20 protein-coding genes are annotated in these 18,430 nt (G+C 33.0%); 14 read left to right on the top strand and 6 right to left on the bottom strand.

Annotated features, from left to right (window positions below; all coding sequences use genetic code 11):
- The first annotated feature begins 61 nt into the window (after positions 1-61).
- The 10 genes from F0460_RS11300 to F0460_RS11255 all read left to right on the top strand — a co-directional run bounded on the left by F0460_RS11300 (position 62) and on the right by F0460_RS11255 (position 8,321).
- Positions 62-475, top strand: a complete 414-nt coding sequence (locus F0460_RS11300) for a c-type cytochrome (protein WP_150013281.1) — start codon at positions 62-64, stop codon at positions 473-475.
- A gap of 127 nt (positions 476-602) precedes the next feature.
- Entirely contained in the window at positions 603-1,058 is a 456-nt protein-coding gene (locus tag F0460_RS11295; RefSeq protein ID WP_150013280.1) for a hypothetical protein, read from the top strand.
- 125 nt (positions 1,059-1,183) lie between these two features.
- Entirely contained in the window at positions 1,184-2,551 is a 1,368-nt protein-coding gene (gene trhO / locus F0460_RS11290) for an oxygen-dependent tRNA uridine(34) hydroxylase TrhO (protein WP_150013279.1), read from the top strand.
- A 74-nt stretch (positions 2,552-2,625) separates the two neighbouring features.
- Positions 2,626-2,979: an arsenate reductase family protein gene (locus F0460_RS11285; protein ID WP_150013278.1), complete on the top strand. Its 354-nt coding sequence runs from the start codon at positions 2,626-2,628 to the stop codon at positions 2,977-2,979.
- Between the two features lie 84 nt (positions 2,980-3,063).
- Entirely contained in the window at positions 3,064-3,789 is a 726-nt protein-coding gene (gene aqpZ / locus F0460_RS11280; protein ID WP_262714209.1) for an aquaporin Z, read from the top strand.
- A gap of 115 nt (positions 3,790-3,904) precedes the next feature.
- Positions 3,905-4,765 carry a YicC/YloC family endoribonuclease gene (locus F0460_RS11275; protein ID WP_223810805.1) on the top strand — a complete coding sequence of 287 codons (861 nt, stop codon included), beginning with the start codon at positions 3,905-3,907 and terminating at the stop codon, positions 4,763-4,765.
- A 136-nt stretch (positions 4,766-4,901) separates the two neighbouring features.
- Complete coding sequence (gene gmk / locus F0460_RS11270) at positions 4,902-5,480, top strand: guanylate kinase (RefSeq protein ID WP_150013274.1); 579 nt, start codon at positions 4,902-4,904, stop codon at positions 5,478-5,480.
- Positions 5,481-5,483: 3 nt separating this feature from the next.
- A complete protein-coding gene (gene nadD / locus F0460_RS11265; RefSeq protein WP_150013272.1) occupies positions 5,484-6,065 on the top strand; it encodes a nicotinate (nicotinamide) nucleotide adenylyltransferase in 582 nt (193 codons plus the stop codon).
- A 231-nt stretch (positions 6,066-6,296) separates the two neighbouring features.
- Positions 6,297-7,292, top strand: coding sequence for an NAD(P)H-dependent glycerol-3-phosphate dehydrogenase (locus F0460_RS11260; RefSeq protein WP_150013270.1), 996 nt, complete (start codon positions 6,297-6,299; stop codon positions 7,290-7,292).
- A 6-nt stretch (positions 7,293-7,298) separates the two neighbouring features.
- The gene (locus F0460_RS11255; RefSeq protein WP_150013268.1) at positions 7,299-8,321 is read left to right on the top strand and encodes a TerC family protein; all 1,023 of its coding nucleotides are present in this window, start codon (positions 7,299-7,301) and stop codon (positions 8,319-8,321) included.
- A gap of 48 nt (positions 8,322-8,369) precedes the next feature.
- Here F0460_RS11255 and F0460_RS11250 read toward each other — a convergent pair whose 3' ends face one another.
- Entirely contained in the window at positions 8,370-9,068 is a 699-nt protein-coding gene (locus F0460_RS11250) for a S24 family peptidase (RefSeq protein WP_150013266.1), read from the bottom strand.
- Between the two features lie 98 nt (positions 9,069-9,166).
- Between F0460_RS11250 and F0460_RS11245 the strand changes: the two genes are divergently transcribed.
- From F0460_RS11245 to F0460_RS11230, 4 genes are all read left to right on the top strand, one after another.
- On the top strand, positions 9,167-13,696 hold the full coding sequence (locus F0460_RS11245; RefSeq protein WP_150013264.1) for a hypothetical protein: 4,530 nt from the start codon (positions 9,167-9,169) through the stop codon (positions 13,694-13,696).
- Positions 13,697-13,708: 12 nt separating this feature from the next.
- The gene (locus F0460_RS11240; protein ID WP_150013262.1) at positions 13,709-14,176 is read left to right on the top strand and encodes a lysozyme; all 468 of its coding nucleotides are present in this window, start codon (positions 13,709-13,711) and stop codon (positions 14,174-14,176) included.
- A 131-nt stretch (positions 14,177-14,307) separates the two neighbouring features.
- Complete coding sequence (locus F0460_RS11235) at positions 14,308-14,640, top strand: hypothetical protein (protein WP_150013260.1); 333 nt, start codon at positions 14,308-14,310, stop codon at positions 14,638-14,640.
- Between the two features lie 22 nt (positions 14,641-14,662).
- Positions 14,663-15,130, top strand: a complete 468-nt coding sequence (locus F0460_RS11230) for a hypothetical protein (RefSeq protein WP_150013258.1) — start codon at positions 14,663-14,665, stop codon at positions 15,128-15,130.
- A gap of 212 nt (positions 15,131-15,342) precedes the next feature.
- Here the strand turns inward: F0460_RS11230 and F0460_RS11225 are convergent, their stop codons facing one another.
- From F0460_RS11225 to F0460_RS11210, 5 genes are all read right to left on the bottom strand, one after another.
- Positions 15,343-15,603: a hypothetical protein gene (locus tag F0460_RS11225; protein WP_150013256.1), complete on the bottom strand. Its 261-nt coding sequence runs from the start codon at positions 15,601-15,603 to the stop codon at positions 15,343-15,345.
- 26 nt (positions 15,604-15,629) lie between these two features.
- Positions 15,630-15,818, bottom strand: coding sequence for a hypothetical protein (locus tag F0460_RS11220; protein WP_150013254.1), 189 nt, complete (start codon positions 15,816-15,818; stop codon positions 15,630-15,632).
- 2 nt (positions 15,819-15,820) lie between these two features.
- Positions 15,821-15,988 carry a hypothetical protein gene (locus tag F0460_RS16195; RefSeq protein ID WP_190304141.1) on the bottom strand — a complete coding sequence of 56 codons (168 nt, stop codon included), beginning with the start codon at positions 15,986-15,988 and terminating at the stop codon, positions 15,821-15,823.
- Between the two features lie 75 nt (positions 15,989-16,063).
- Complete coding sequence (locus F0460_RS11215) at positions 16,064-16,333, bottom strand: hypothetical protein (RefSeq protein ID WP_150013252.1); 270 nt, start codon at positions 16,331-16,333, stop codon at positions 16,064-16,066.
- Positions 16,334-16,337: 4 nt separating this feature from the next.
- Complete coding sequence (locus F0460_RS11210; RefSeq protein ID WP_150013250.1) at positions 16,338-18,422, bottom strand: hypothetical protein; 2,085 nt, start codon at positions 18,420-18,422, stop codon at positions 16,338-16,340.
- Positions 18,423-18,430 lie beyond the last annotated feature (8 nt).

Raw genomic sequence — 18,430 nt, 5'->3', positions numbered from 1 at the left:
TACATTACTGAATATCTAGGTTAAACATGTTTTTGTAACTTTAGTAAAACAATTATTAGTTATGAAAAAGAATTTAATTTATATGTTCAGTTTTTTGTTGGTGGGCTTTGTGTTAATGTCTTTCAACAACAATTTCCATACAGAAAAGTATGAGGAACTATCGAAAGACGGTTTTAAAAACCTGAAAATCCTACCAAAAGATATTTCAAAAGACAGTTTAATGTCGTTAATGAAAGGCTATAATCAAGCGTTGGGTGTAAAATGCAATCATTGTCATACCATGGATAAATCATCAGATGAGAAACATGAAAAAGAGATTGCCCGCCACATGATTAAGCTTACGAACGAGCTAAATGCAAAAGAATTTGCCCCAATTGGCGATCAATACAAAAACGCTATTGAATGCGCAACCTGTCATCGCGGATCTACAAAACCAATGAATGATACAAAAGCTTTTATGCAAGGTAAAAAGTAAGGAATATTCTTTTTATTTAGAAAAAGTTTAAGAACTATTTTGTAAAATTTAAAATCCACTGAATAATTTTTTGTTCAGTGGATTTATTTATTACATTTACATCTATAAACTTGTAAATAAACAGATTATGAAAAAAAGTACAAATTTATTCGGATTCTTTTTAATGCTTTTCTTGGGCGTATTTTTTGTTTCTTGCGATTTTCTAGATGATCATATAAAAAATCCAATAAGATCAAAATGCAATGAGAAAGCTGTGTTAGATCATGTGGCGTTTCCGTTAGTAAATACAGCCAATTACGGAATCACGAATGTAGTTTTAAACGGAGATTGTTTAGAAATCACCCTATCTTCAAGCGGTTGCAATCCAAATAACTGGGACATGAATTTAATTGGCGTAGCAAGTACTACTAATATTTATCCGCCTTTGTTTCATGCAAAAGTAGAATTAATTAATAAAGAAGAATGTCTGGCGGTGTTTCAAAAAACAGTTTCGTTTGATTTGACTCCTTTTCAAATGGCTGGTCAAAATACGGTTCAAATAGATATCGATGGTTGGAACAACAATATCGTTTATCAATACTAAAAACTTTAAAATTCAATGATTTTCGTCATTTGAACTTTAAAAATTTAAATCATAACTTTGCAACCGGATTCTTCCATTTAGAGTCCGGTTTTTTTACTCAATTTTATCACTTAAATGTTTATAGCATGCAACTGTACAACACCTTAAGCGCCGAACAGCGCGCTCAGCTAATCGAAGAAGCGGGGCAAAACCGTATCACACTTTCTTTTTATCAATACGCAAAAATCCAGGATCCACAACAATTTAGAAACGATTTGTTTCTTGCATGGTCTAAATTAGATGCTTTGGGCAGAACATACGTTGCACACGAAGGTATCAATGCACAAATGAGCGTTCCTGCAGAAAATTTAGAAGCATTCAGAGAAACTTTGGAAGCATACGATTTTATGAAAGGAATTCGTTTGAATGTGGCGGTTGAACAAGACGATTTATCGTTTTTGAAACTAACGGTTAAAGTGCGAAATAAAATTGTTGCCGATGGTTTAGACGATGCTACTTTTGATGTTACCAATAAAGGAATTCATTTAAATGCGAAGGAATTCAATGAAATGTTGAACGACCCCGATGTAGTTTTGGTAGATTTCCGTAACCATTACGAAAGCGAAGTTGGTCATTTTACAGGAGCCATTACGCCTGATGTTGATACTTTTCGCGAATCGTTGCCCATTATAAACGAACAATTGCAAGATCATAAACAAAATAAAAAATTATTGATGTATTGTACCGGTGGAATTCGTTGCGAAAAAGCCAGTGCGTACTTTAAACATCAAGGTTTCGAAAATGTTTTTCAGTTAGAAGGCGGAATTATAGAATACACGCGACAAGTTAAAGCTGAAGGATTGGAAAGCAAGTTTATTGGTAAAAATTTTGTGTTCGATCACCGTTTGGGCGAGCGTATTACCGATGATATTATTGCCAACTGTCACCAATGTGGAAAACCGTGCGATACCCACGTAAACTGTGCCAACGAAGGTTGTCATTTGCTGTTTATTCAGTGCGATGAATGCCACGAACAAATGCACGGCTGTTGTTCTAACGAGTGTTTGGATATTATTCAGTTACCGATTGAAGAACAAAAAGTAATAAGAAAAGGGCTTCAAAAAGGAAATCTGATCTTTAAAAAAGGAAAATCCGATGCGTTGAAGTTTAAAAAAGAACGTAATGTTTTCGAAGAGGTCATTCCTGTTAAAGTTGCAATCGTAACCGAAATCCGCAAGAAAAAACACGAACGTAAAATATTGGTAGGTCATGGTGCGCATTATTTCACAAAAGCATCGGTAGCACAATTCACCATTACAAACAGCGAATTAAAAGCTGGCGATGAGGTGCTGATTGCAGGACCATCAACCGGAGAAGAACGTTTTGTTTTAGAAGCTTTCAAAGTAAACGGAAAAGATGCCGAAACAGCAAAAGCAGATGATAAAATTACATTTGCTGTTCCGTTCCGCATTCGTTTGTCTGATAAATTATATCTTATCAAAAAAGAGAATTAATCAAATTCATCAAAATATTTTAAAGCAAGTTGGTAAATTACTAACTTGCTTTTTTAATGGAATCAAATTCAAAAATGAAAAAAATCTACTACTTAAAAACCTGCGATACTTGCAAAGGTATTTTAAAGCAAATTAAAAATATTGAACAGTTTCAGTTACAAGACATAAAAGAAGAATCTATAACTGTAAAACAAGTCGAAGAAATGTACGCGTTGACAGGCAGTTATGAGACTTTGTTTAGCAAACGAGCAAAACTTTATAAAGAAATGGGTTTAAAAGATGAAAATCTAACAGAAAATGATTTTAAACGATACATTTTAGAGCATTATACCTTTTTGGCTCGTCCGGTAATTATTTACAACGATCAGATTTTTGTAGGAAACAGTCCTAAAACTATCGAATTAATGTTGCAAAAAGTCAATAATTAACACCAAGAATAATCAGTAGCATTTTTATGGTATTTTAAGGATACAAACTTGATTTTCTATTTTAAAACAGTAGTTTTAACATGAATTTTAGAAAAATCAAGTTGTATGAAAAAATTATTTGCAGAGTTCTTCGGAACTTTCTGGTTGGTATTTGGTGGCTGTGGCGCAGCAGTTTTTGCAGCCGGTGTGCCAGAAATTGGTATTGGTTTGGCGGGTGTTTCACTAGCTTTTGGTTTAACCGTTTTAACAATGGCGTATGCGGTGGGGCACATCTCGGGCGGTCATTTTAATCCGGCGGTTTCTTTCGGATTATTTGCAGGTGGCAGATTCCCTGCTAAAGATCTGTTTCCGTATATTGTTTCGCAAGTATTGGGTGCATCGGCTGCAGCAGGTTGTTTGTATTTAATTTTAAACGGAGCCGGAGCTTTTAAGATAGAAGGAGCTGGAGCATTTGCAACCAACTTCTATGAAATGGAAGGTTACGCAGGTAGAAGTTACAGTATGGCAGCTGCGTTTTTAGCGGAATTCTTATTAACAGCATTTTTCCTGATCATTATTTTAGGAGCTACCGATAAATGGGCAAATGGTAAATTCGCAGGTATTGCTATTGGTTTGGCGTTAACGTTAATACATTTAATTTCTATTCCAATTACTAATACATCGGTAAATCCGGCACGTTCTACCTCACAGGCGCTTTTTGTACAGGGCGAAGCTTTATCGCAACTGTGGTTGTTTTGGGCTGCACCAATTGCAGGAGCTATCGTAGGTGGATTAATCTATAAATTTCTGCTTCAGAAAAGCGAAGAATAAAAATAAAGAACAATATAACACAAGCTGTCTTTTTTTAAGGCAGCTTTTTGTTTTACAAATAGTTTAACAAGGTATGTTACAATTTACTAAATTTGCACCTTTATTATAATTCGGTATGATTTATTCAATGACAGGTTTTGGTAAAGCATTGGTGCAGTTGCCATTAAAAAAAATTACGGTAGAAATTAAATCGTTAAATTCAAAAAATTTAGATTTAAGCGTACGTTTACCACAACCTTATAAAGAAAAAGAGTTGGAAATTCGCAATGTAATTGCCCAGCAGTTAGAACGCGGTAAAGTAGAATGCTCTGTATTTATCGAAGTTACCGGCGAAGAAACATCGGCAACCTTAAATGCACCGATCGTTAAGGCGTATATCGCGCAGATGAAAAACATTATTCCCGATGCCGATGCAACCGAATTAATGAAAATGGCGGTACGCATGCCCGATGCTTTAAAAGTGGAGCGTTGCGAATTAGATGAACAGGAATGGAACGAGATTGTAAAGGTTTTAAACCAGGCACTTGTAAATATCAATGAATTCCGCAGACAGGAAGGCGAGAAATTGGGGAACGATTTTGTTAACCGAGTTTCAAGCATTCGCAGTTCTATGAAGGAAATTGAAGGTTACGAAGAAGATCGAATTAAAACGGTTAAAGATCGTTTACTACAAAATTTAAAGGAATTGGAAGTGAATATCGATGAAAGCCGATACGCACAAGAAGTTGTTTATTACATTGAAAAATTAGATATCAACGAAGAAAAAGTGCGCTTAACCAATCATTTAGATTATTTCTTGGAAACAATGAATGCCAACGAACACGCAGGACGTAAGTTAGGTTTCATTGCGCAGGAAATGGGTCGTGAGATCAATACCATGGGATCAAAATCTAATCATTCGGAAATGCAGAAATTGGTCGTGAAAATGAAAGACGAATTAGAAAAGATCAAAGAACAGGTTTTAAATATATTATAATTGAATAATTTTTGTTTTTAATGTCATTCCGACGAAGGAGGAATCTCAACATGTACAATAGAGATTCTTCATTCCACTTTGTTTCATTCAGAATGACAAAAAAACAGTAAAATTATATTGTAACAACACTACATAAATGACAGCACAACAAGGAAAATTGATTGTTTTTTCGGCACCATCGGGTTCTGGTAAAACAACAATTGTAAAGCATTTACTAACACAGTCGCAATTGTGTTTAGATTTTTCTATATCTGCAACCTCACGTTATATGCGTGGAGACGAAGTAAATGGTAAGGATTACTATTTTATTTCTCCGGCAGATTTTCAGAAAAAAATTGCAGAAAATGCTTTTGTTGAGTTCGAAGAAGTTTATAAAGACAATTATTACGGCACGCTGAAAACCGAAATCGAGCGTATTTGGGCAGAAGGCAAACATGTAATTTTTGATATTGATGTTGTGGGCGGTTTAAACATCAAACAACAATATCCCGATCAAACACTGGCAATATTTGTTAGTCCGCCATCTGTTGAAGAATTAGAACGTCGTTTGCGTTTCCGCCAAACCGAAAGTGATGAAAAAATAGCTATGCGATTAGAAAAGGCAGAACGTGAAATTTCGCGTGCGCCTGAATTCGATGTTATTTTGGAAAATCACGATTTGGAAACTGCTAAAAAAGAAGCCTGTAACTTGGTTTCAAACTTTTTAAACAAGTAAGTTATGAAGGTAGGTTTGTATTTCGGCACATTCAATCCTATACACGTTGGGCATTTAATTATTGCCAACCATATTGTTGAAAACAGCGATTTAGATCAGCTTTGGATGGTTGTTACGCCGCATAATCCACTGAAAAAAAAGTCGGGTTTGCTGGCAGATTATCATCGTTTGCAAATGGTGCATCTGGCTACGGAAGATTACGATAAAATTATTCCGAGCGATATCGAATTTAAACTACCGCAACCAAATTATACTGTAAACACGTTGGCGCATCTGCAGGAAAAATTTCCGCAACATCAGTTTTCACTGATTATGGGTGAGGATAATTTAAAATCGCTCAAAAAATGGAAGAATTACGAGTTTATTTTGAACGATTATCAGCTGTATGTGTATCCTCGAATTTCAACAGATGAGGTTCCGGAAGAATTTCTAAATCATCCGAACATTCATAAAGTAAATGCTCCGATTATAGAATTGTCTTCTACATTCATCCGCAACAGCATCAAAGAACAAAAAAATATCAAACCAATGTTAGATGCCAAAGTTTGGGAATACATCAATCATAATTTGTTCTATAAGAAATAATTAAAAAGATTATCTTTAATAAAAATAAGAAAGGGTCTTTTTTTAAAACAAAAAAGCGACAACAATAACGAAGTCGCTTTTTAAATTTATTAAAAAATCAAATTAAAAATCATAAGTACAACGCAAAGCAAAATGTGTTTATTGTTCAAAAACATAAATAATTTAAGCTTAACAAAATAATAAATTGAAAAAAGTTTAAAAAGTCTATTTTTGCAAATCAAAAAAATAAGAATGATTAACAATCCAAAGTTTGCAGTAATTGGCGGTGGTAGTTGGGCAACGGCTATTGCTAAAATGCTGTGCCACAATTTGTCTGAAATTGCCTGGTACATGCGCAATGATACTGCAATTGAAGAATTAAAAGTTAATAAGCACAATCCCAATTATTTAAGTTCGGTAGAGTTTGATACCGATCAGCTTTTGCTAACAACCGATATTAACGAAGCAATAAGTTATGCAGATTATGTTGTTTTTGCCATACCGTCGGCTTTTTTGGGAAGTGAACTGGAAAAATTAACCGTTTCTTTAGAAGGTAAAATCATTGTATCTGCTATTAAAGGAATCATTCCCGAAACAGGTTTGATTGTTGGGCAGCATTTTATGGAAACCTACAATATACCTATCGAAAATATTGCAGTTTTAGCAGGTCCATGTCATGCGGAAGAAGTTGCATTGGAAAGACTTTCTTACCTGACAATTGCTGGTGGTGATATAGAAAAAGCAGAAGTTATTGTAAAAAGTTTGCGAAGCCATTACATTAAAGCAAAAACGTCAGACGATGTTATGGGAACCGAATATGCTGCAATGCTAAAAAATATCTATGCAATTGCAGCAGGTATGGCGCACGGTTTGGGTTATGGCGATAACTTTCAGGCGTTGTTAATGAGTAACGCCATTCGCGAAATGAAGAAATTCATTAAGAAAGTACACAAATTAAAACGAAACATAAACGATTCTGCCTATTTGGGCGATTTGTTGGTTACCGGATATTCGCTTTTTTCACGTAACCGTATGTTTGGAAATATGATTGGTAAAGGATACACCGTAATTTCTACAAAAATGGAAATGAACATGGTTGCCGAAGGATATTATGCTGCAAAAAGTGCCTATCTGATGAATTTGGAACTAAAAGCAAAAACGCCGATCATTGATGCCGTTTACGACATATTGTACAATAATAAAGAGCCTAAAAAAGTATTTAAAAAACTAACAGATAAATTAAATTAATACGCTATGAAAAATGATCATTTAATAAATCACCCGTGGCTAATTGGCGGTTTTGCAATTGCAGTTGTAATAATGCTTTTGCTTGATTTAGGTGTTTTCAACAAGAAAAGTCATACCATATCAAACAAAGAGGCACTTTCTTGGTCAATAGTCTGGATTGCCCTTTCTATGGTTTTCAGTGGCGTTGTTTATTGGGTTTTGGATAAACCTTACGGAATTACCGATAATTTTGCAAAATACCAAGCGGCTTATTGGATTGAAAAAGCCTTATCTGTTGATAACTTGTTTGTGTTTATTCTCGTATTTAAGTTTTTTAAGATACCAAAAGAATATCAGCACAAAGTACTTTTCTGGGGAATTTTAGGCGCCTTGTTTTTTAGAGCGATCTTTATTTTTGCGGGTGTCGAATTAATAAAACTAACCTATATAACCTTACCGTTTTTAGGAATTGATCCCGACACAGGCGAACCACGCCAATTAAACGTTGTATTGTTTGTGTTTGGTATATTCCTGATTATTGCCGGAATTAAATCTTGGGCTTCAGATAGCGAAGAGGAAGAAGGTGCGGATATGTCTAAAAACATCGGAGTTCGTTTGGTTCACAAGTTTTTTAAAGTAACCAAAGATTTTCATGGAGATAAGTTCTTTACAGTAGAAAACGGAGTAAAAATGGTAACACCTTTGTTTGTTGCTTTAGCTGTTATAGAAATTACCGATTTGGTTTTTGCGGTTGACAGTATTCCTGCAATTTTCGCTATTGCACCAGACGACCCGTTTATTCTTTATACATCAAACATATTTGCTATTTTAGGATTGCGTTCGCTTTACTTTTTACTGGCAAATTCAATGGATATGTTCTCTAAACTACATTACGGTTTGGCAATTATCTTGGCATTCATCGGTATAAAAATGATTATTATGCCATACTACCATTTCGATTCTTCTATATCGTTAGCCATCATAGGTTCGGTATTGACAATATCGGTTATTTGGTCATTACTATCAAACAGAAAACATAAAGAATCATAAAATAAAAAAGCCAGATTTTAAAATCTGGCTTTTTTATTTCAATAAAACTTACATCATGGTATTCATACGAATACTTGCTTTAACCATTGCTAATGCGGTTATTTGCGATAAATGGATGTCTTTAGGCTGGTGATGCTGATTTTGACTTACCAATTTAATAAAATCCTTTCCTTCTTCTGATTTTTGTAGATATTTCACAGTGATATATTCCTCCCATTCATTTAATTGAATGCTCAACAAATACATTTCGCCAAAGAAAATATTTTCAGGTATTGTTTCTTTATATAGAATAATATCTCCACTTTTAAGCAATGGGTACATACTGTCTCCAATTACTTTTACTGCTCCGTCACATTTAGGTAAATTCGGTATTTTTATAGTATCTGTAATATTCTGCGGATTTTCATTAATAAAAAGTTCCTTTAAACCCGCAACAGCTTCTAAATTGTAAAGAGGTACGTCTTGATTTCCCCAGACTGAATCTGTCGTTTTTCTATCTTTATTGATAAGACTAATATTGTAATTGTCTTGTTTTAGCATTTCTCCGTTTCCAGTTACCAACCATTCTATATTATATTGGGGATAATTTTCAACAAGACTTAAAAACCATTTAGCCTGAACGTCACTATTGTTTGTAATAGCGCGTGACAATACACCTTTGCTTGCACCAATTACTTTTTCAAGCTGTGTTATTTTAATGTTTTCATTTTCAGATACTTTTGTAAACGCTTTTAGAATATTATTCATGACTATAGAAAATTATCTATATTAAAATTTAAATGTTGAAAATTATCTTCTATATTTGTTCTTTAATTAGACAAATGTATAATAAAAAACGTTTTGATATGACAATAGCACAAATAAAAAAGAACATGAAGCATGGAGATTATAATATTCTTCAAAAGCTGTTAAAACTTTCAACTGAAAGTGCCGCAAGACAAAAATTTTTACGAGGCGATAAAGATGCCTTAGAAGGTATGATCAAGATTCAGGAAAACAGATCCATTTTTTGCGATCTGCATGCTGATGAAGATTGTTCCTGTCACGACGATCTTAAAGAAGCTATAAACCAAAAAGCAGAGAGAAATCACTCACATGATTGGAATGAAATTACAGGGAAACCAACGGAATTTCCGCCAACGCATCATTCACATAACGTCAGAGATATTGAGGGATTAGATGATGTATTGCATACAATTGACGATCTTCGAAATCTTTCAAATCAAAAACTTGATAGAGATGGATCTAATGCAACAGGATCTTTATCATCAACAATTAATAATAGCCATAATCATGTAAACAAAGCGGTTTTGGATACTATTACTTCATCAAAAGTAAACGATTGGGATAATGCTGCTAGTAAGGCACATAATGCGGTTACGTTAGGATCAAACGCAACTGGGTTAACAATTACCAATCAGGTATTACAATTTAGTAGCGGTTACCAATTACCTACCACGATTAAAGTTAGTGAATGGGATGATGCTTATTTAAAAAGGCATACACATGGTAATAAAACGGTGTTAGATAATCTTACCCAATCGGTAATAGATCAGGCACACGTTCACTCTAATAAATCTGTGATTGATGGAATTACCACACAAATGGTAAATAACTGGAATGGATCATTTGTAAATAATCATACCCACAATAACAAATCGACGTTAGATGGAATTTCGCCTGCCGATGTTACAAATTGGGATACAGCACATGCAAATAACCACACACATGCAAATAAAGTTATTTTAGATGCAATTACGGCAGCTTACACTGTTGCAGAAAAAAACAAACTGGCTACTATTCAGCCAAATGCACAAGTAAATGTAAAAGCCGATTGGAGTGCAACATCCGGAGATGCAGAAATATTAAATAAACCAACCAGTTTTACTCCTGCTTCACACAATCATGCAATTAGCGATGTTGCAGGGTTACAGTCTGAATTAGATTCTAAATTAGAAACACCTCATTTAAATGGTTTTGTGCACGATGTTGCTTATAACAGCAGTTTGCATACACTTACTTTTTATCAGTGTAACGAACCAAATATCGTAATAGATCTACCTATTGAACATTTAATTAAAGGTGTGCAGTTACATGGTAATGATTTGATGTTTACGTTTGAAGATGGTTCAAATGTAACCATTCCAATGAATACCTTACTTGTTGGTGTGGTAAAATCGATTAATGGATTAGCAGCTAATTCTCAAGGCGAGGTTGTTTTGGATATTACTGATATTCCGGGGTTGCAGAATGTATTAAATGGGAAAGCTAATACTAGTGGATATTATAGTGGTTTACAAGTTGGTAATTCTGACAATTCAACAATGTGGAATAACCAGAGTTATGATGGTAATTCGGTAGCAGGTCAGATAAACTATTCAATGGTTTACGATGCTAATTTAGGTTTATGGAAACCTGCAACACAAGGACAGGTTCAAACTTGGTTAGGAATTACAGGCTCTATCCTAAATCCTACTTTACAACAAGTTACAAATAATGGTAATACAACAACAAATCCTGTAGCAATAAAAAATACTGTAATTGATGATAGACAATTTTTTAATCCTAATCCTTTCTATTTTTTAACTGATAATGGTAATGCTCAACAAATTGCAACAGGCGGTTTGTTAGCATCATATACCTATGGTGATATAACAAAAGTTCCTACTTATGGAATTTATTCTCATGGACAAATAACAGCTAATACACATGTGGATGTAAATGGTACTCTGTATGTAAATAAAGGAATAGTATTAGATGATACATCTGTACTGCAAGATTGGAGTATTTATCAAGACAGTGTCGGAATTAATTATTATGTTACAGGTGGAACCTACCAAGGAGATGTTTTAAGAATTGGTGAAAATGGCAGATTAGCGACTCTTTTAGATGGAGATTCATCTCAATGGAATCAAGCATATTTAGCAACTCAAAATTTATCGAATAATTATGTTTCGAAAGCAGGAGATGTAATGTCAGGCACTTTGCAGCTATCAACTCCAGGGCAATATTTGATATTACAAGGTCATTCATTATCAGGTAACTATTCAACGTATCGTAAATACGATGGTTCAAAAGATATCGCCTATATAGGTTCTGATGGTGGTTCTGCTTTTGGAGGAGGAGTCGGAGATAGATTTGGTGTCAGAGCTGTAGGAGATTTGTTGTTGGGTTCTGATACTGGTATAATTGATGCTTTTTCTGAAATTCGTGCACCGTATTTAAAAATAGGTCAGACAGCAGGTACGGGTCAAGGAATTTCTTTATATGATGGTAATCCAAATAATCCTGAATATGGTTTGATGTTTGCAACTACAGGAAATTATGGAACAATGGGTTCTGTAAATGGAGATTGGGCTACTTACTTTACTATGGCTGGAGCTTCTAATAGAGGTTGGATTTTTAGACACCAAGGTATAGGTAACGTGGCTTCTATTAATGGAGAGGGTGTTATATCAACTATGTATCATGGAAATAGTGGTCAATGGCAATCGGCTTGGGTCAATGGATTAGTTAATAGAGGAGATATTTATACTTCTAATATCGATCTTAATAATTTACCTATAGAAAATCGTATAGCGGGAATACATACTGGAAATGGTAGTGGCAATGCTAATTTTCCGGACTATATGAATGGTAGTTATGGCATACATACAAGAACTGTTGGTGGCGCATTTACTACAGATACCGTTTATGGAAATGGAGGAGAGATGTGGTATAAAACTTGGTATCATCCTAGCGGAGCTAATGGAACAGATTGGAGAAAAGTTTGGGATAATGTTAATTTATCCGATCCAGCCACAGAAACTTGGGTGAATAACAATTTTGTTTCTAATGTTCAGCTTGGTCAATATCTACCATTATCAGGAGGAACTTTGACTGGTGGAGGTGTTATTGATAGTCAAGGAAATTTAATTTTGCAACAAGCTCCAACGATGAATGCGACCGGTATGTTTTGGAAAAATTTGGCAGATACAAATAATATTTGTGGAATAGGCTCATTAACAAATGGAGACATATTGCATGAAGTTTATTTGGGTTGGGGTGATTATCCTTGGGATAGATCATCAAATTTTTCGGTATCAATAAATCATATTCAATATAAAGGTCAAGATCTATGGCACGATGGTAATTTAGCTGATCCAGCCACAGAAACTTGGGTAAATAATAATTTTGCAAGCAATACTGGTTTAAATAATAAAGCTAATATTGACGGTTCTAATACAACAGGTGGTATAAATTGGGATATTCAAAGAATACTGTCGTCAGATTTATCAGGTATTAGTGGTAATGGACAAGTTTTTTATCAATCTGGAAATCAAATTTATTGGGGAAATCCATTATTAACTATGCACAATTTTGAAATGTCTAATAATAATGGATTAACTGTTTATTCAAGCCAATCAGGATCAACAGGGCAAATATGGCATCAGTTCAATTTTGATCCTTCTTTAAAAGCAAACTATGATGGTTCAAATTTAACAAATATTGCTAACTGGAGAAGTGTTTTAGGTGTACCAACAAACAACACCCAATTGACAAATGGAGCAGGTTACATCACGGCTGGTGCTTTGAGTGGTTATGCATCTCAATCATGGGTAAATTCACAAGGTTTTTTAACTTCTGCAAGTTTACCTAATGTATCAAACGCAACTATTACCTATCAGGGAACCGGTGCAATTACCGGTGGAGGTTCACATACAATTAATCAATCGGGTAATAGCACCTATAATTTCGATTTAACAAACCAGACTAAAAATGAAATTTCTTTAGGTGTTAATGCGTATAATTCACTGTCGTCTAAACAAGATACTTTAGTAGCTGGTAGCGGAATATCAATTATTGGTAATACAATTAGTGCTACAGGTTCAGGTGGTGGAGGTATTGTTAATATAGCTACTGATAGTTCTGTAATGCCAGGCCCTACCGCTTCACAAGTACCTATGTATTTTAATTCACATGTAGCTTATGGTTTACCTGAAACAGATATAGCAAATGAATTTCCTGGAAATTTAGATGTTGTTGTAGAAACAGGAGATACCATGAGATTTTATGGTTCTTATGATAATGTTTATACTGTAACCGAAAGAACAAGTGGAATAGTTGATTTAGATATACCAGGTATTAGAACCCATATTTATAATGTTGTATTTCAAAGTTCAGGCGGTACAGGTGGAACTGTTAGATTTGATAGAGGTATTTATACTGGCGATCAAATTAATATTACAGTTCCAAGAGGACAACAAATAACAATTCAAAGTTCTGTAAGTATTGTATCTCCTTATGGTAATGGAGGTGGATTTGAATGTCAAACTCATGCTAATTTAATATGGGATCCTAAAGTTGATGCTTGGATATTAGTTAGTTATGATTAGTATTTGAAAATTATGAAACAAGCAAGCAAAAAAATAATTGAATTTATAGCAAATTTCGAAGCCTTTAGAAGCAAACCTTATTTAGATGTTGCCGGAATACCAACTATTGGCTATGGTGCAACCTATTATGAAAATGGCGTAAAAATTACAATGAGCGATGTGCCAATTACAAATGAACGAGCATTACAGCTAAAAGCATTTCATATTCAGATTGCCGAAAAAGCAGTGTTGCAATTTGTGAAGTCTACGGTCAATCAAAATCAGTTTGATGCTTTGATAAGTTTTACTTATAATTTGGGAGCAACAGCATTAAAAAACTCCACGCTTCTAAAAAAAGTAAATGTAAATCCTAACGATAAAAGCATTGAAGCCGAATTTAAAAAGTGGGTGAATATTCGGAATCCAAAAACCGGGAGATTAGAAAAAAGCAACGGTTTAATTCGCCGAAGGAACGAAGAAGCTGCTATTTATTTTAATTAGACCTTAAAAGAAAACGGAACTCATGCAGTTCCGTTTTTTATAAATATATTTATAGAAATAAATCTATATTTTTAAGTTGATAAAATAGAAAAATAACTATATTTGTAAAATAAATTCTAAACATTTTTAAAATGAATACCATCATACAAGACATTGCATTAGTAGTAATTCCAACAGCAATAACCTGGTTTTTGGCTCGAAGAAAAAACAATGCAGATGTAAAAACCACCGAAATAGAAAACGAAGTAAAAGCAGCCGAATTCTACAAATTACTGTTAGATGATGCCATGAAAAGACTCGAAGTTGCTATAAACACCATTAACTCACAGGATAAAAGAATCCAAATACTTTTGGTTGAGGTAGAAAATTTAACCGAAGAATTAAAAAAGTACAAACAACTAAACGGTAAAATTTCAGAACGAAATCAAATAGTAACTAACGGAAACAAAGTGATAGAAAAATAACTCAATTTAAATTAAGTATAAAATGAAACAAACACTAATCATATTACTATGTGCATTTACAGTTGGGTGTAAATGCAAAAAAAATAACCAGCAGATTTTCGAAACCAGAACCGAAACTATAATACAAAAAGATACCGTTTTTCGTATTCGGGCAGATAGCTCACAATACATAGGCAATTTAACTGTAAAAGATGCTAAAATCTATTTAGAAGAAATAAAACGTATCGCAGGAAAAACCACACCCTTACAAAAACCACGCGTACAGTTACAAAACAATCAATTACTGGTAGATTGTTATTTAGACGAGCAAAAGCTGTATGCAAAATGGAAAGAAAAGCACAGTACCAACCAAAAAACAATTATTAAAGAAGTAGCGGTTGCAAAATCTTTAACCTTTTGGCAAAAGTTATTAATGTACACAGGTGGTATTTCTTTAGTAATTATCACGGGTTGGTTGGTTAATAGATTATACTTAAAGAAAATTTATTAAAAAGTTTATATTATGTAATTAAAAATATCGCCTTATTAGGCGATATTTTTAATTATCGTCTATTTACACGATAAAAGTTTCTTTGTGAAAGTTTTATCGTTAGAAATTTTATATCATCTGTAATTACATCTCTATTCAGATGTCTCATCCGAAAAATATTTATAAATAAACTACGAAAAGTAATAAACCGCTCTTTTATAGAGCGGTTTATTTTAAAAAGGGATATTGTTTTTTACTCTGCGTATACTCTCATTTACAAGTTCTGTAAATGTATAATTATCTTTAAAGCCACCTGTTGGAATTCTAACTAAATCACCTCCATCTTTAGCTTCGTAGGGATTCATTATATATACTTTGGGGTCTTCATTGGTTTCATTTAGGAAAATAACGCTATATTGTGCATCATAGACCTTGAAAGCAAAAAAAGGTTTGTCCATTTTTTGTCCTGTTCTTTCCAAATGATCTTTAGCCATATTTTGTAATTCATCTAAACCTTCACCTAAATCATCAAAGGCAAAATTATTAAAATCTCCAGCAAGAAATAAATATTCTCTAAAAGCTTTAGGAAATTCTTTTCCTTGATTGTATTTTTTTTTAGTTTTTCTATTTCTTCTATTGAAAGAGGGCTGTTTTTAAAACCATCTAATTTTGGATTTTGACTTACTTTTAATAAATATTTTATAATCATAATTACTTAATTTTTAATTTTTTCTTTAAACCAGCAGTTCCTTTAATTGTTTCATCAGAGAACACAATGATTTTTACTTTTTTTCCTTTTGATTTTAAATATTCTTCTAACATTACAAACTCTCGGCGGCAACTTCCACAGGTTTTGAAAATATTTTTGGTTTCAATCACAAATTCATCTGCAGTATCAAGGTGTTTTAGTATAAGATTAAAAAAAACCGCTTATTGTGAAGCGGTTTTTTAATATTATTCTTCTATTTTTTCCCAAGATTGAGGGCCAACAATTTCTACTAATTGATTGGTTTTCTCATCAAAACGAGCATAAAAAAATACATCTCCATCATAAGGTTGATTTGATATTGAAACCAAATATGATATTATGTGAAACTTTCCTATCTTTCCATCAATGGTTCCACACTCTCTTAAACCTAAGTAATTAATAGAATCTTGATTAAAGTTTCTATTACTCTTATTTAAAAAGGTTTCTAATTTTTGTTCTAATTCTTTGTTGATCATAATTTTATTTTTTAGGTATTGGAATATTTAGTTGTTCCATTCGAAAGACTATACCATCAAAATATTGGAAAGCATGTCCAAAAGGTGGTGTAGAAATTTCTTGTTTATTTAAGTTATATTTTTTTATATTTTTCATCAATTGATCATACACATATTTCTCTCGTTTATAAAGACGTATCCAATTTTCATTAGTATAATCCTTAAATTCTGTTCCAGCCAAAGGAGCATCTTTTACATATTTTTTAAATCCTATTTTATACATCTCTTCCGCATGAAAATGTTCATGAACTAATATGTATTCTGTTACATCATCAGTATATTTTATGGTATTTGTATTGGCATTAAACTGTGCTAATATACCAGGTTTATCAAACCCATCTACTCTTTCTAGTTTTGTTTCAAATTTTTTCATTAGCAGCTTTGCCCAATCATCTATATCTGCTTTAGATAAAATTTTCCCTCCATATATACCAACTCCTTCAACATTATCCAACACATCATCTAAATGCTTTTTTTCTTTACTTAATAAAGAACGTATCCATTCTATAAAACCTTTAAAACCTTTTTCGCAAGCTTTTACAAATTGTTTTATTAAACTTTGAAAAAGTACTACAAGATCGGTTATGCCAAATGATAATGTTGATAATGCTTCTTTTCCTATAATTTTAAGAAATTGTACACTTTTTTGCGTAAGGGTTTGGGCTGCTTTTATTGCATTACCTGCACCACCTGTAAATATAGCTAATAACGCTCCAATAATAACTTCAAAAACGATATTACCAGCATAATAGGCAATTTGATATTTAGAAATGGCATCTTTTATATTTTCAATATCTTTAGTAAAGCTAAATAATTCTTGAATTGTTTTATCATTAAAGTTTTTAAAATTAGTAATTAACTTAACTAAGCCGTTAAAAATATTTGGTACTTCTGCAAACAGCATGTTTAAAACTTGTTCTAACGATTCTATATGCTTTTTATATTTGGCATATTCTTCGTAATTAGGTACTTTAACAAGCCCAACTAAAAAAGCTATTATTTGTAAAAGAAACTCTAATGTACTTATAAGCCCATTAACAAGCCCGCAAATAAAAGCATTAGCTAGTTTCCAAGTTTCATCAATAATTCCTTTTAATTCTTGTTTTATGGTAGTTATGGCTTGGTTTAAATAAATATTAAAATTTTGAAGTTTACTGATAATAGTTTTAAAACCCGTTGGTAAAAAATCTGCGGTTTCAATTTCTTTTAATAAACTAAGCCCTCCTTGTATTAAAGTTTGCAATACAGAAAAGCCCCCTTCTACTGTAAGTTGTAATGTTTGCGATGTACCTATTAATGGTTTGTAACTTTCTTCATTGTATTTATCTGCAAGGTATCTCTCTTCTCCAATTTGGGCTTTACCCACAGCATTAGCAACATATTCTATAGCTTCAGTTAATACTCGGTTCACACCACCTAAAGCATCACTTAATTCACCTACTGGTGATTTATGCCATGCTGCTAATTTTAGCGCTCGGTATATTTCTATTTCGGTTAAAGAGTTTTTAAGGGGTTTACTATCTACTATTGTTTTAATATACTTTGCTTGAGTTTCTAGGCTATTAACATCCATTGAGACTCTTTCCTCCTTTTTGTGATAAAAGCTTGTTGTCGATTCAGGAAATTTTTTTATGATATTATCATAAAATGCAGAACCAATATTAAGCAAACAAATTTTACCACTAAAGTTAAAGAAACCATCATTTTTTGGTTCTTCATAATACATTCTTAATAAGTCTGTAGGAATAGATTCTTGGTCTTTCTTAAAAGCATCATATACCTCTGTTCCGTTATTGAACTGTATAATATGATTACTATAAGCCATCCCTTCATTTCCTTTATCGTCAATGCCTGTTGAATTAAAATCAGAAATGGGCTTATCGGTTACAATATTTTGCCCGGGTTTTATCCCGTTTTCTGCATAAAAAGGACTTACATATTTTTCTTTTGTTTTTATGCTTTCAAATACAGTAAATGTGTTTGCTGCTTGTTTAAACAAATCTACTTCATCAAAAAAGCTTCGTGTTTTTTGATTTAATATATTATCCATAATTTTTT

Source organism: Paenimyroides baculatum, from assembly GCF_008629655.1.
In the GTDB taxonomy this organism is placed as follows: domain Bacteria; phylum Bacteroidota; class Bacteroidia; order Flavobacteriales; family Flavobacteriaceae; genus Flavobacterium; species Flavobacterium baculatum.
The sequence above is the reverse complement of the archived record's forward strand: the minus strand, read 5'-3'. Positions and strand labels throughout refer to the sequence as shown.

Bases quoted from the DNA above. Each gene is read 5' to 3' on its own strand.
- F0460_RS11300 (WP_150013281.1), top strand. From the start codon at position 62: ATGAAAAAGAATTTAATTTATATGTTCAGTTTTTTGTTGGTGGGCTTT.
- F0460_RS11295 (WP_150013280.1), top strand. From the start codon at position 603: ATGAAAAAAAGTACAAATTTATTCGGATTCTTTTTAATGCTTTTCTTG.
- trhO (WP_150013279.1), top strand. From the start codon at position 1,184: ATGCAACTGTACAACACCTTAAGCGCCGAACAGCGCGCTCAGCTAATC.
- F0460_RS11285 (WP_150013278.1), top strand. From the start codon at position 2,626: ATGAAAAAAATCTACTACTTAAAAACCTGCGATACTTGCAAAGGTATT.
- F0460_RS11275 (WP_223810805.1), top strand. From the start codon at position 3,905: ATGATTTATTCAATGACAGGTTTTGGTAAAGCATTGGTGCAGTTGCCA.
- gmk (WP_150013274.1), top strand. From the start codon at position 4,902: ATGACAGCACAACAAGGAAAATTGATTGTTTTTTCGGCACCATCGGGT.
- nadD (WP_150013272.1), top strand. From the start codon at position 5,484: ATGAAGGTAGGTTTGTATTTCGGCACATTCAATCCTATACACGTTGGG.
- F0460_RS11260 (WP_150013270.1), top strand. From the start codon at position 6,297: ATGATTAACAATCCAAAGTTTGCAGTAATTGGCGGTGGTAGTTGGGCA.
- F0460_RS11255 (WP_150013268.1), top strand. From the start codon at position 7,299: ATGAAAAATGATCATTTAATAAATCACCCGTGGCTAATTGGCGGTTTT.
- F0460_RS11250 (WP_150013266.1), bottom strand. From the start codon at position 9,068: ATGAATAATATTCTAAAAGCGTTTACAAAAGTATCTGAAAATGAAAAC.
- F0460_RS11245 (WP_150013264.1), top strand. From the start codon at position 9,167: ATGACAATAGCACAAATAAAAAAGAACATGAAGCATGGAGATTATAAT.
- F0460_RS11240 (WP_150013262.1), top strand. From the start codon at position 13,709: ATGAAACAAGCAAGCAAAAAAATAATTGAATTTATAGCAAATTTCGAA.
- F0460_RS11235 (WP_150013260.1), top strand. From the start codon at position 14,308: ATGAATACCATCATACAAGACATTGCATTAGTAGTAATTCCAACAGCA.
- F0460_RS11230 (WP_150013258.1), top strand. From the start codon at position 14,663: ATGAAACAAACACTAATCATATTACTATGTGCATTTACAGTTGGGTGT.
- F0460_RS11225 (WP_150013256.1), bottom strand. From the start codon at position 15,603: ATGGCTAAAGATCATTTGGAAAGAACAGGACAAAAAATGGACAAACCT.
- F0460_RS11220 (WP_150013254.1), bottom strand. From the start codon at position 15,818: ATGATTATAAAATATTTATTAAAAGTAAGTCAAAATCCAAAATTAGAT.
- F0460_RS11215 (WP_150013252.1), bottom strand. From the start codon at position 16,333: ATGATCAACAAAGAATTAGAACAAAAATTAGAAACCTTTTTAAATAAG.
- F0460_RS11210 (WP_150013250.1), bottom strand. From the start codon at position 18,422: ATGGATAATATATTAAATCAAAAAACACGAAGCTTTTTTGATGAAGTA.